The sequence below is a fragment of the Sphingomonas paeninsulae genome (assembly GCF_003660165.1).
Taxonomy (GTDB): domain Bacteria; phylum Pseudomonadota; class Alphaproteobacteria; order Sphingomonadales; family Sphingomonadaceae; genus Sphingomonas_O; species Sphingomonas_O paeninsulae.
In genome coordinates this window covers 2,157,470-2,170,537 of record NZ_CP032829.1, presented here as the reverse complement: position 1 = coordinate 2,170,537, position 13,068 = coordinate 2,157,470, and the positions used below count along the sequence as shown (strand labels likewise).

Here is a 13,068-nt window from a genome sequence, read left to right as displayed (position 1 = left end):
TTGCGTCGAAACGATTTCTATGGCGAAACTTGTGGACGCACGGGGAGATTTGAAATGACCGATTTCGTACCGCCGCCCGCCAGTCGCCACAGTGGATTGATCGACCGGGTTAAAGCGATCCTGATTACGCCGAAAACCGAATGGCCTGTGATCGACGCAGAGCCGACGACGATTGCGCAAATCTATAAATCACATGTCCTGCCGCTTGCTGCCATTGGGCCAGTCGCCAGCCTGATCGGATCGACCGTCTTCGGCTATTCGATATTCGGCATCACCTATCGCCCGTCGGTCGTCGGCGCGGTGGGAAGCGCGGTCGTCGCCTATATATTTGCGCTGGTCGGCGTTTATCTGCTCGCGCTCATCATCGATTATCTGGCGCCGAACTTTGGCGCGACCAAGAACCGAACACAGGCTTTCAAGGTCGCGGCCTATGGCTGGACCGCGGCATGGGTGGTCGGAATATTCGGCCTGATTCCGGCGCTGTCGGTCCTTGGCCTATTGGGGCTGTACAGCCTTTACCTCGTATATCTGGGCCTGCCGGTCGTGATGAAGGCCCCTGCGGACAAGGCGGTCAGCTATGTCGCAGTCGTGATCGTCGTCGCGATCGTGCTCAGCTTCATCCTCAGCCTGCTCGCGGTGCCGCTGGCCCGCGTGTTCGGTCCTCCGATGGGCATCGGCGCAACGGCTGGCGTTGTCGGTGGCACGATGAACGTTCCCGGTGGGGGCTCGGTCGATCTGGGCAAGATGCAGGCGGCGGCGGCCAAGATGGAAGCCGCCACGGCCAATATGCAAAACGGTCAGGCAAAACCCCCGGCCGCTCCCGCGGTGTTACAGACGCTGTTGCCCGCGTCCCTGCCCGGTGGCTTTACGCGAACCAGCATCGAAAGTGCGTCGGCGGGGGCCGGTGGCCTTGGCGGGTCGAACGCGAAGGGCGAATATGCCAGTGGTGACCAGATCGTCCGGCTCGAAGTCACCGATATGGGGGCTTTGGGCGGACTTGCCGCGCTGGGCGGTGCGATGAACATCGAATCGAGCAAGCAAACCGCGACCGGCTATGACAAGACCGGCAAGGTCGATGGCCGCCTGACCACCGAAAAATGGGATTCGGTGGGCAAGGCTGGCACCTACAACACCATCGTCGCGGACCGCTTCATGGTCGAGGCATCGGGCACCGCGCCATCGATCGACGTGTTCAAAGCCGCAGTCGGTTCGGTGAGCATCCCACAACTGGAAGCAATGGCGAAATAAGCCGCCGGTTCAGAGAGGCGTTGCGGCGCGGGCGGACTGTCCCCATATCGCCGTCATGAATGATCGCACATCTTCGTCGATGCCCACATGGCACGGCACCACCATCGTTTCAGTCCGCAAATCAGGGAAAGTCGTTATCGCCGGGGACGGTCAGGTAACGATGGGCCAGACCGTGATGAAGCCGAATGCGCGCAAGGTTCGCCGCATCGGTGACGGAACGGTTATCGCCGGATTTGCGGGCGCGACGGCCGATGCCTTTACGCTGTTCGAACGGCTGGAGCGCAAGCTGGAGGCACATGCCGGCCAGCTAATGCGCGCCGCCGTCGAACTGGCGAAGGACTGGCGGACCGACAAATACCTCCGCAACCTGGAAGCGATGATGATCGTCGCAGACAAGGACGTGACGCTGATCCTGACGGGTAATGGCGATGTGCTGGAACCCGAGGCCGGGATTGCGGCCATCGGGTCGGGTGGGAACTATGCCCTGTCGGCGGCCAAGGCGCTGGTCGAATATGAGCCGGATGCCGAGGTACTGGCACGGAAAGCGATGGCGATTGCAGCGGAGGTTTGCGTTTACACCAACGACCGCGTGACAATCGAAATCATCGAAGGAGCCGCGGCATGAACGACGCACTCACCCCCAAAGCAATCGTCGCGGCGCTGGATGCGCATATCGTCGGGCAGCAGGATGCCAAGCGTGCAGTTGCCGTGGCAATGCGCAATCGCTGGCGTCGGCAACAGCTTTCGCCAGATCTGCGAGACGAGGTTTCGCCAAAGAACATATTGATGATCGGACCCACGGGTTGCGGAAAGACAGAGATTTCGCGGCGGCTGGCTAAACTTGCCGACGCGCCGTTCGTGAAGGTCGAGGCGACTAAGTTCACCGAAGTCGGCTATGTCGGCCGCGACGTCGAACAGATCGCCCGCGATCTGGTCGAAGAAGCGATCCGGCTGGAAAAAGAACGCCGCCGGGTAGCGGTGAAGGACAAGGCCGAGGAAGCCGCGATGGGCCGCTTGCTCGATGCGCTGACCGGCAAAGGCGCCTCGGAAGCGACGCGGTTAGCGTTCCGTCAGCGGTTCGAGGAGGGTTCGCTGGATGACAAGGAAATCGAGATCGAACTCGATGCCGCACAGCAGATGCCGTTCGAGATTCCGGGCGGCGGCGGCAATGTCGGCATGATCAATCTGTCCGAAATGATGGGCAAGGCATTCGGTCAGGGCCAGCAAAAGCGGCGCAAGATCAATGTGCGCTCGGCCTGGGAAAAACTGACCGAGGAGGAGGCCGACAAACGGCTCGATCAGGATGAGGTCAGCCGTGCAGCATTGGCCGATGCAGAAGCCAATGGCATCGTTTTTCTGGACGAGATCGACAAGATCGCGGTGAGCGATGTGCGCGGCGGTTCGGTTAGTCGCGAGGGAGTACAGCGCGACCTGCTGCCGCTGATCGAAGGGACGACGGTTGCGACCAAATATGGGCCGATGAAGACAGACCATATCCTATTTATCGCAAGCGGTGCGTTTCATGTCGCCAAGCCCAGCGACCTTCTGCCCGAGTTGCAGGGTCGCCTGCCGATCCGCGTAGAGTTGAAGGCACTGACTGAGGAGGATTTCGTCCGCATCCTGAAGGACACACGGGCGAGCCTTGCCGATCAATACCGTGCGCTGCTGGCAACCGAGGGCGTGACGGTGACGTTCACCGATGATGGGATTGCGGCGATTGCGCACATCGCGGCGGAGGTGAATGCGAGCCTCGAAAACATCGGAGCGCGGCGGCTGTCCACGGTGATGGAGAAGTTGCTGGAGGACGTCAGCTTCGAGGCTGAGGATCGTCAGGGTACGACGCTGACGGTCGATGCGGCCTATGTGGACGCGCAACTGGCAAGCGTGGCGCGGAATACCGATCTGTCGAAATACGTACTTTAATATAGCTCAGAAACTCCGCTTCCCCGAGCTGGTTAAAAAACTGCCTTTCTGAAGTTAGAACAGGGCAGCACTTCGACAGGCTCAGGGAAGCGGAGTTTCTCGATAACTCGATAACTCGCCGCCCCTACTTCCCTGGCAGCACCGTCATCCGAAACTCTTTGCCCGGCACAAGCCAGCGCTTGGCGGTTGCCTGCAACTCTTCGGGTGTGATCCGCGCATAGTCGGTGGACAGCGTAATCAGCGCCTGCTCTTTGCGCGGTTCGCGCGTAATGCCGCCCAATTGATTCAGCCAGAACGTGTTTCCGCTTGCCGCTCGCGCGATCAGCTGGCGCAATGGCCCGACCGAGCGCGCCAGTTCATCCGCAGTCACCGGCTGCGACGCCATTTGCGCGGCAATGCTGCTGGTCAGTGCGAAGAAGCGATCGACGCCCTGCGGCTTCACCTGTGACATCACGACGAAGCTGCCGCCGCTAGCCATGCCTAAAGGCCACTGGCTCGATACATTGGGCGAGTAACTGGCACCCTCCCCCTCTCGCAACTGGTCGAACAGGCGATCATTGAAGATCGCGGCGAGGATATCGAGTTTGCGGCTTTCATAAACATCGGCAATCCCACCCGCAGTCGGCCATGCCATTACCGCCGCCGCCTGATCGTCGGGGCCACGGTGCGTGCGCATGATCGGTTTACGCGTTGGCTTCACGCTGGGTGAACCCGCGCTGCCGGACGCAATGACGGCAGGCGCGCGCGGAGCCAGTGCGCCGAAAGTGGCGGCCACTGCAGCTGCCGCCTTAGTGGCATCGAAATCACCGTATATCGACAGTTCAATCGGCCCCTGCGCCAGTAACGGCTCCCACAACGCGCGGAAGCTTGCTGGGGTCAGCGCCGCGATTTGCTCACGCGTCGGTGTCGACCAACGCGGATCGCCACCGTGCAAAAGCCCCTGCAAATCACGATTGATTACTGAATTCGGCGACGCATCATTAGTGTCATAGCCCGCCGCCATAGCCGCACGGGCGCGCAACACCGGTGCCGGATCCCAGCCCGGATGAGCCAGTTTGCCCGCCATCAGTTTCAGTTCGTCGTTCAGATCGGCAGCGCGCGTCACAGCCCGCAAAGTAAAGCTGTCCTCGTCGGTATCGAACGCCAGATTGATCCGGCGTGCGCTCGTCAGACGGTCGAGTTCTTCCTGCCCAAGATCGCCGATGCCGCTCGCGACCAACGCGATCGGCGCAGCCCATGCAACGGTCGGTTTGTTCGATGGCAATGCCTTCATACCAGCACCGAAACGCGCGGTGACAAGCACCTTGCCGACTTCGTTCGGATCGGGATGCAGGACCAGCTTCAACCCGTTGGAAAACTCCAGAACCTGAAGGCCGACCGACTGAATTTGCGAAGTTTTTACGACTGTTCCCGGCTTTCCAAGCGCGGGAAGCCGGTCGAAACTGACAGGCTTACCCTCGGCGGTCGCTGGACCCGCCTTCACATCAGCGACCAGCGCGGCATTCAACAGCGCATCCGCTTTCGGATCGGCGGCAGGCAGAGTCAGTAATGCTCGGGTCGGTGTACCCGACATCAGATGCTGCGTAGCAGCAAGAATAGCCGCCGGAGTCAGTCGGTCGTGCATGATCGCAAACACGTCGCGCGCCACTTCGGGGCTGGCGACGGTTTCATGGATATTCACCGCCTCGACCAGATTGTCTGAAAGCTCGCCGCCGCCGTCATTTGTCGAGGTTTCGACGGCCTGTTGCAGCGCGGATGCAAATTCGGCGGCCTCACGGTCAATATCGGCCTGACTCGACGGATGAGTCAGCGCGTCGGCAATGACACCGCGAACATCACGGATGGCCGCCTGCCAATCCTGACCCAGCGGCACGATCTGGATGAATGTCCCGTCCACGGAACGCGAAATATCCTGCTGGTCGATACTCGCGGACAGGAAGCTACCTCCCGCTCGCGCACGTGTTTCGAGGCGGCGGTTAATCAGGCGCGTCGCCACCGTCTCGATCAGCTTGCCACGGTTATATTCGATCGTATCGTTCTTTTCGGCCCATGGACGCAGAACTGCGATGTTGACCACCGTCGGCAGACCGGTTTCAACCAACACCCGTGTGCGGGGCGCGTTGGGATCGGGCTTGCCGAAATCGGGAGCGACCGTCGTTGGCGGCTTGGGAGCCCAATCGGAGAAATACCGTTTAATCAGCGCTTCGAAGATAGCTGGATCGGCATCGCCGGCGATCACGACCAGCGTATGTTCGGGCCGATACCAGCGGTCGTGAAACTCTCGCAGCGCAGGTACAGTCGCCGCGTTTAGCGAGGATATGTCACCGATCGGCGACCCTGCGCCCAGTCGTTGCCCAGCAAAGAACAACTGGCGCGTGGCATCGCCAACGCGCTGTTGTGGCCCGCTGCCCTCACGCAATTCGGCAAGCACAGTGCGACGTTCAGCATCGACTTCGGCTTGGGTCAATTCGGGCGCGGCCATCATGCCCGACAGGATCTTGACGCTTTCATCCAACCCCTCGGCGGTCGCGCTCGGCAGGTCGAGTTTATAGATCGTCTGCGTCGGCGTGGTCGATGCATTGGTATCGGACCCGAAAGTCGCGCCCAGTCGCTGCCACAGGCGCTTTGCCTCACCATCGGGAACGTAGCGCGATCCACGGAAGCTCAGATGTTCGTTGAAATGGGCAAAGCCACGCTCACCCTCACGCTCCATCAGCGAACCGGCATCGATCGCCACGCGGATCGAAACCTGATGCGGTGGTACGCCGTTGCGACGCACGGCATAACGCAGGCCGTTAGGCAGCTCACCAAAAATCCAGGCTTTGTCGGGCGGGATGTCGCTGCCCCGGTAAAGCCACGGCACCGGTGCGGCGGTGACGGCAGGCGCAACCGCTTTCGCAGGCGTGCGCGCTTCGGCGACGATCCCGGTAAAGGCTCCCGAAGCAGCAAAGGTAAAGACGAAAGCGGAGCGCAGAACGCGCGACAGGACTGAACGCATGGTGTGTTCCTACGGGCACGAGGCCGCGGACGCCAGCATTAGCGAGCCGACCGCGGTCATCAACGGGGGAGAATCAGGGTTGCGGCAAGACCTGGCCCATTATCGGCCAGTTCCAATCGTCCACCGTGAAGGTGCGCAACGGCCTCTGCCAGCGAAAGCCCAAGCCCTGCACCGGGCTTGCCACGCGACGCATCGAGCCGACCGAACCGCCGCCGCGCCTCTGTCATGTCGGCCTCCGCGATCCCCGGTCCATTATCGGCAACCGTCAAACGAACATCCCCACCAGCATCCCGCGCCGACAGGGTTACGGCTGCGCCCGCGCCATAATACAGCGCATTGTCCACCAGGTTGCTAAGGGCCTGCGCCAACAGCTGGCGGTGTGCAGAAACCAGTTTCAACGGAGCCGCATCGACCGACAGCACCACGCCTTTTTCCTCGGCAAGCGGTTCGTACATTTCGCCCAGTTCGGCAATCAGCGCCGCCGGGTCCAGATCGACGAACTGGCTACGCGCGGTTTGCGCTTCCGACCGACCGATTTCCAAAACGGTGGTCAGCATCCGCGTCAGATTGTCGGCCTCATTCAACACACCGCCCAGCAACTGATCCCGTTGCGTCTCGTCGGTGACAGTCAGAGCGGCTTCTATCCGCGCACGCAGCCGTCCGACCGGAGAACGCAGATCATGGGCCAATGTGTCGGTCAGCATCCGCAGTTCACTCATCAGCAGGCCGAGCCGATCGAGCATCGAATTGATCCGCGACGACAGTTGATCGAAAGCGTCACCGCTTGGCCCCACACGCGCGCGCAGGGTCAGGTCACCGGCACCGACCTCATCCACCACACGCGCAATGGTTTCGACGCGCGAGCCGACATAGCGGGCGATCAGCGCACCACTGACGATACCCATACCAATCGACAGGAGCAGGGCGAGCAGCAGCGACCGCTCCAGCGTATCCTGCAATTCAAGATGCTGATCGAATTCACGCCCGACGACAATCCATTCGCCGTGAGGCCCTGGGCGCATCGTGTAACCGACAGAAACGACATAACCGCGCGGCGAACGGAGAACATCGATCGTCTTGAAATCGACGCTGCCGAGGCGCGCAGGCAATTGATCGCGGCTGATATTACCGACGATGACTCGCCCATCGCGATCCAGCAGCCCGGTAAATACATGAGGATCGTCGCGCACCGCATCCAAAATCGCCGCGCCAAGCGCTGGCAGATTATCGGAGGCCGCAGTATCGCGCAGAACGTCGGCATCGCTCGAGACTCGCTGCCGCATAATGGCCATCGCATCATCCTGCGTAGCAACGCGAATGAACCCGAGAAGCGCGAAATTGGTCGCCAGGGCCAGCAAGATCGAAAGCAGCGCAATCCGCGCCGTGGTCGGCAGCCTCAGCGGTTTCAACTGGCCGCGAGCCGGTATCCTGCGCCGCGTACGGTGTGGAGCAGCGTATTATCGAACCCCTCGTCCAGTTTCTTGCGAAGGCGGCTAACGTGCACGTCGATCACGTTGGTTGCCGGGTCGAAATGATAATCCCAGACGCTTTCCAGCAGCATGGTTCGTGTGACGACCCGATCGCTGTTCCGCGCGAAATATTCCAGCAGGGCATATTCACGCGGTTTCAGTTCGATGGTCCGGCCCGCGCGCTTTACGGTCCGCGATAACAGGTCGATGTCCAGATCTCCGACCGTCAGACGCGTCTCGACCGCACCGGTATTGTTCCGTCCATCCGCGCGCCGCAGCAGCGCGTTGACGCGCGCCAGAAGTTCGGAAAACGCAAACGGTTTGACCAGATAATCGTCGGCCCCATTTTCCAGCCCTGCAATTCGGTCGTCCACCGATGCCAGTGCCGACAGCGTCAGAACGGGCGTTATGACTCCCGCCGCGCGCAACGCCCGCAACACGCCCAGCCCGTCCATTCCCGGCAACATGCGATCAAGAACAATCAGGTCGTAACTGGCATCCGAAGCCATGAACAAGCCGTCCCGACCATCAGCCGACTGATCGACGACATGCCCATGTTCGCTGAGCCCCTTTGCAATAAAAGCCCGCGTTTCCGCATCGTCTTCGATAATCAGGATTTTCCGGCCCATGCACATTTTGCCCAAGTTGTCGCGCGGTTTACGTAACGTCAGTCACTCCCTAACCTAGTCAGAGTCGTTTGGCGTACTGGTTTCGCGCGTATGACTAAAAGTTCATGCCGCGATAGTGTCGAAGTTCAAAAACCGTCAGGTAAATCAATGGGCCCGACGATCGCGCGGTACGATTTGATCGCAAACCGGTCGGTCATGCCCGCAATGAAGTCACCGATATGGCGACTGCGCCCCGGCTCATTCCCCGTCAATCGCGCACGCCATCCTTCGGGTAACAGCGAGCTATCGTTGCTATAGGCGGCGAACAACCCCGCAACGACGCGCGTGGCCTGTTCGGCAACCGCCAACTGTAGCGGATGATGATAAAGCTCTGAATACATGAAGCGTTTCAAGGCTCGTTCATCAGCCTGCATGGCATCCGAAAACCCCGCCAGCGTGACTCCTGCGCCCCGCACATCGTCCACTGTTGCAATCCGGTATTCAGCGATCCGCGCGCGTGTGGCGACCAGCACGTCGTTGACCATTGCCCCGATCTGCTGGCGAACGAGTTCGGGCATCAACCGCGGCTCGGCAACGTCAGGATATCGCCGACGCACCTCATCCCAGCGCCGCGCCACGAATGGCAATGTCATCAGCGCATCGCGGTCGAGCAAGCCCGCACGCAGGCCATCGTCGATGTCGTGGTTGTCATAAGCAATGTCGTCGGCGATCGCCGCCACCTGAGCCTCCAGCGACGCATGGCTCGTCAGTTCGAGCGGAAATGCCGCATCAGCTTCTGCCAGCGCCCAGCCAGCCCGCCCAACGGGGCCATTGTGCTTGGCAAGCCCCTCGAGCGCTTCCCAGCTAAGGTTCAAGCCAGGATAACGCGGATAAGGCGAATCTATCGTCATCACCGCGCGCAACGTATTGCCATTATGGTCGAAACCACCAGTGTCGGCCATCGCCGCCTGCAGCGCATCCTCACCCGCATGGCCGAATGGCGGGTGGCCAATATCATGCGCCAATGCCAGCGCCTCGGTCAGATCCTCGTCCAGACCAAGCGCCCGCGCCATTGTCCGCGCGATCTGCGCAACCTCCAGACTATGGGTCAGGCGAACGCGGAAATGATCGCCATCGGGCGCGACGAACACCTGCGTCTTGTGACGGAGGCGGCGGAAACTGATCGAATGGACGATACGGTCACGGTCGCGCTGGAAAACCGTGCGCGGACCCCGCGTTTCGCCCAACACTTCGAAATATTGCCGCCCGCGACTGAGCAGCGGGTCGCTGGCATACGACGCGCGCGCGTTCATTTACCGCCGACCCGCATAACCTCCTGACCGGCCTCGCTGCTGAAAGTGTTGGCAGAAACGCCGCTCTTGGCGAGCGCGTTGACCAGTGCGCGAGCCTCGGCGGGCGTCTTCATCGGCCCAACCAACAGCCTGTTGGTCGCCTTGAACGGAACGCTCCACGCGCCGCGCCCTTTCAGCGCCGTTTCGTTGTCGTCGCGAATACGCGCCCAGGTGGATGGCAGTCCGCGTTCATTGTTGCCAGTCGCGACCTGAACCCACAGCCGCGCAGGATTACGGCGCAGTTCAGCGGCTTCGGCCGCCTGCGCTGCTTTCTCCGCTTTCAGATCGGCCGCAACGGCTGCTGCTTCAGCCGCCTTGCGCTGCGCCAGACGCCTTGCGGCTTTAACCTCTGCGGCCGTGGGGAGCGCCGCCGCGGGGCTTTCCATCTCGGGCGTCAGGCCAGCGAGGATCGCTGCCAGACGCGACATGGGAACGGCACGCGCGGGAACTGGCGCAGGTTTGTGAACGACAGGCGGCGTCCGAACGACTGCAACCTCCTCCGCGGGTGGACCGATCGCGACAGAACGCGGTGCAGGCGGCACGCTGACGATAGCAGGTGGGTGGTCACGACAGGTTTCGTCTCGAAAGCCGGTTTGGTTTCGAACACGGACTGGGTTTCGGTCCGGGTTTCCTGCCGGGTCGCGGGCTGGACCTGCGTCGGAGCACTCGGCCTCGGTGGCGTTTCGAACGCTGGCGCGGGTGCGGCAGGAGTCGGCTTCAAAACAGTTGGCGTCGTTGCAACTGCGGGCGGCTGCTTCGTCGGTTCAGATGAGGCAACGCGCGTATCGGCCCGGATGGCTGGCGAATTGGCGACCTGTGGAGTGCTGGCGGTAAAGCCCGGTGTCGGCAAAACCTGCCCCGGAGTCGCAGGAATGATTGCGGTCGCCGGAGCAGCCATTGTTAGCGTCTCGCGCCCCGGCCGGCGGCGGCGTTCCCGCGAAAGCGGAGCAGCACGAGCGACCTGCACTGTTTCGGTTCGGGCACCAAGAGGTGCACCCGCGGGGATCAACCCATCGGCTGCGCTGCCTGTTCCGGCGGTCGCTCCCGGTCCGATCGGATGAAACGGGTCACCGATCTCAACCGAGGCCATGTTGGTTCCCGCAGACGGCATTGTTCCGAACGCCACTGCATGAGCCTTGTCCGCCGCATTTAATTGCGGCAACCGCGTTAAAAATGGAGCCATCGTCGATGCCAGATTGGCAGGCATCACCTGTCGCGCGATACCGTTCGCGCCGGGCACGTCGCCAGTCATCGCAAGAATGAACGCCCGCGCGCGCCACGCGCTCTGGTCTTGCTTGCGCAACAACGGATCGAGCATTTTCATGGCATCTTCCCGGTCGCCCGAGATTCCCAGCGACAGCGCATAACGCCGCGTCGTCTCGTCATCGGGCTCATGCTTCAACGCCAGCGCGTAATCCCGCTGCGCCCGTCGCGAATCCCCCGCAGGTCATAGGCGAGACCCCGGTCGCGCGCGACTTCCTCTTCGGGAATGCCAAGCGCAACCGCCTTGGCAAACAATGGCAACGCATCGTCGGGACGCTCCAGCATTACCAGCGCCCACGCCAGACCCGCCTTTGCCTTGCCGCTGCGTTCATCGACCTGTTCGGCACGCGCGAAAAACCCCAGCGCGGCATTCGGATCACCGATGGCGAGTGCAGACTGGCCTGCGCCCAACAAGGCCGACAAGCTGCGAGGTGCGACCGATAGCGTCCGTAGATGCATCGAAAGCATATCGGCGGGATCGGTGGAGCCGATGAGCGATGGCGGCGTGGGGGGTGTTTGGATCGACCGGGCATTACCGATCGTCTGACCAACGGCCTGCGACGAAGCAGCAAGTGCCAGAAAAACAGTGCCCGCCCGCAGATGCGACGGACGGAGAATCAGCGTGAATTTCATTATCGCCCTTGATTACCGGACCAGGGCCGGTCGGGGCAAGCACTGGCTGATTGCCAGCGCGCCGGGCCGGTTCGCACCAAGGACGAACCGGACCGGCAATACGGTTTATTGGTTATTCTGATTACTGATTATTCTGCCGGTTCAGAAAACGCGGAATGTCGAGCGGGTCTTTCGACGCGTCGGCGCCGGGGTCGACCTTTGCCGAACCACGCGCAATGTTCGACATCCGTTCGAACAACGTGCCACCGCCGGGCGTAGGTGCCTTGGCTTCTGGCTCTGCCGCAGGAGTGGAAAGCCAGCGACTTCCGGCCTTCGGTGCCTCAGCCACGGGATCACTCGTCCCTGCAGCATCAAGCATCGTACCGGTGTCGAGCAATAACTCGTCTTCAGTCAGGCTTGAATCGACAAAGCGTGCAGCTTCGACAACGGGCGCAGGAGCGGCTTCGCTTACAACTTCAGGAGCAGCCTCCGCAACAGCTACGGGCGCGGGTTCGGCCTGTAGAGTAGCGGCGACAGGAGCCGCTGCTTCAGGCTTTTTGAAGCCCGGGAATGCGAACACGCGGGCCGGTTCTGGCATCGCCGAAGCTTCTGCTTCGATACCGGTCGCCACAACCGAAACGCGGATCTTGCCGTCCAACGAGTTGTTGAACGCCGAACCCCAAATGATGTTGGCGTCGGGATCGACCAGTTCCTTGATGTGGCTGGCCGCTTCATCGACTTCCATCAGGCGCATATCTTCGCCGCCGGTGATCGAGATGATAACGCCCTTTGCGCCCTTCATCGACACACCGTCCAGCAGCGGGTTGGCGATGGCTTTTTCGGCTGCTTCGATGGCGCGGTTGTCGCCCTCGGCTTCGCCGGTTCCCATCATCGCCTTGCCCATTTCGCCCATGACGGAACGAACGTCGGCGAAATCAAGGTTGATCAGGCCGGGCATCACCATCAGGTCGGTGATCCCGCGAACGCCCTGTTGCAGGACTTCATCGGCCATCTTGAAAGCGTCCTTGAACGTCGTCGAAGGGTTGGCGATCAGGAACAAATTCTGGTTCGGAATGACGATCAGCGTATCGACGTGCTTCTGCAATTCGATAATGCCCGCTTCCGCAGCTTTCATACGGCGCGAACCTTCGAAGCTGAACGGCTTGGTGACGACACCAACGGTCAGGATCCCACGATCGCGCGCAGCCTTTGCAATGACGGGAGCCGCACCCGTTCCGGTGCCGCCGCCCATGCCTGCCGCGATGAAGCACATGTGCGACCCATCGAGCGCCTTTTCGACCTGCTCGAGAGTTTCCTCTGCCGCTGCTTTGCCGATTTCAGGACGCGATCCAGCGCCCAGACCCTGCGTAATCTTCAGGCCAAGTTGCAAACGCCGTTCGGCGGCGCTGGAATTCAGCGCCTGCGCGTCCGTGTTGGCGACGATGAAATCGACCCCCTGCACCTGGCTGGCAATCATGTTGGCAATGGCGTTTCCGCCCGCACCGCCGACACCAATTACACAGATACGTGGACGAAGCTCATCCACTTCCGGTGGCAAGAATTCGATACTCATCGAAATATCCCCTTCATTTTGC

Annotated in this window: 11 protein-coding genes; 3 read left to right on the top strand and 8 right to left on the bottom strand. The window is 61.4% G+C overall.

The annotated features are described in order from the left end of the window. Positions 1-54: 54 nt before the first annotated feature. From D3Y57_RS16055 to hslU, 3 genes are read left to right on the top strand one after another with little or no spacing between them, the layout of a single operon-like run. The gene (locus D3Y57_RS16055; RefSeq protein ID WP_162987164.1) at positions 55-1,248 is read left to right on the top strand and encodes a Yip1 family protein; all 1,194 of its coding nucleotides are present in this window, start codon (positions 55-57) and stop codon (positions 1,246-1,248) included. Between the two features lie 55 nt (positions 1,249-1,303). Beyond that, complete coding sequence (hslV, locus tag D3Y57_RS16050; RefSeq protein ID WP_277873322.1) at positions 1,304-1,873, top strand: ATP-dependent protease subunit HslV; 570 nt, start codon at positions 1,304-1,306, stop codon at positions 1,871-1,873. Next, entirely contained in the window at positions 1,870-3,171 is a 1,302-nt protein-coding gene (hslU, locus tag D3Y57_RS16045; protein ID WP_121154182.1) for an ATP-dependent protease ATPase subunit HslU, read from the top strand. Before hslV ends, hslU begins: the two co-directional genes overlap by 4 nt. A 124-nt stretch (positions 3,172-3,295) precedes the next feature. Here the strand turns inward: hslU and D3Y57_RS16040 are convergent, their stop codons facing one another. From D3Y57_RS16040 to ftsZ, 8 genes are all read right to left on the bottom strand, one after another. Next, positions 3,296-6,169 carry a M16 family metallopeptidase gene (locus tag D3Y57_RS16040; RefSeq protein WP_121154180.1) on the bottom strand — a complete coding sequence of 958 codons (2,874 nt, stop codon included), beginning with the start codon at positions 6,167-6,169 and terminating at the stop codon, positions 3,296-3,298. A 59-nt stretch (positions 6,170-6,228) separates the two neighbouring features. Further along, positions 6,229-7,578, bottom strand: coding sequence for a sensor histidine kinase (locus tag D3Y57_RS16035; RefSeq protein ID WP_121154178.1), 1,350 nt, complete (start codon positions 7,576-7,578; stop codon positions 6,229-6,231). Next, a complete protein-coding gene (locus tag D3Y57_RS16030; RefSeq protein WP_121154176.1) occupies positions 7,575-8,267 on the bottom strand; it encodes a winged helix-turn-helix domain-containing protein in 693 nt (230 codons plus the stop codon). Before D3Y57_RS16030 ends, D3Y57_RS16035 begins: the two co-directional genes overlap by 4 nt. A gap of 125 nt (positions 8,268-8,392) precedes the next feature. Beyond that, positions 8,393-9,559: a deoxyguanosinetriphosphate triphosphohydrolase gene (locus tag D3Y57_RS16025; RefSeq protein ID WP_121154174.1), complete on the bottom strand. Its 1,167-nt coding sequence runs from the start codon at positions 9,557-9,559 to the stop codon at positions 8,393-8,395. After that, positions 9,556-10,026, bottom strand: a complete 471-nt coding sequence (locus tag D3Y57_RS16020; RefSeq protein WP_121154172.1) for an SPOR domain-containing protein — start codon at positions 10,024-10,026, stop codon at positions 9,556-9,558. Before D3Y57_RS16020 ends, D3Y57_RS16025 begins: the two co-directional genes overlap by 4 nt. Beyond that, positions 9,993-11,000 (bottom strand): superantigen-like protein SSL4, encoded by a 1,008-nt coding sequence (locus tag D3Y57_RS16015; RefSeq protein ID WP_121154170.1) that lies wholly within the window; start codon positions 10,998-11,000, stop codon positions 9,993-9,995. The genes D3Y57_RS16020 and D3Y57_RS16015 overlap by 34 nt, the downstream gene beginning before the upstream one ends. After that, on the bottom strand, positions 10,997-11,494 hold the full coding sequence (locus D3Y57_RS16010) for a tetratricopeptide repeat protein (protein ID WP_121154167.1): 498 nt from the start codon (positions 11,492-11,494) through the stop codon (positions 10,997-10,999). The genes D3Y57_RS16015 and D3Y57_RS16010 overlap by 4 nt, the downstream gene beginning before the upstream one ends. 121 nt (positions 11,495-11,615) lie before the next feature. Next, positions 11,616-13,046, bottom strand: coding sequence for a cell division protein FtsZ (ftsZ, locus tag D3Y57_RS16005; RefSeq protein WP_121154165.1), 1,431 nt, complete (start codon positions 13,044-13,046; stop codon positions 11,616-11,618). Positions 13,047-13,068 lie beyond the last annotated feature (22 nt).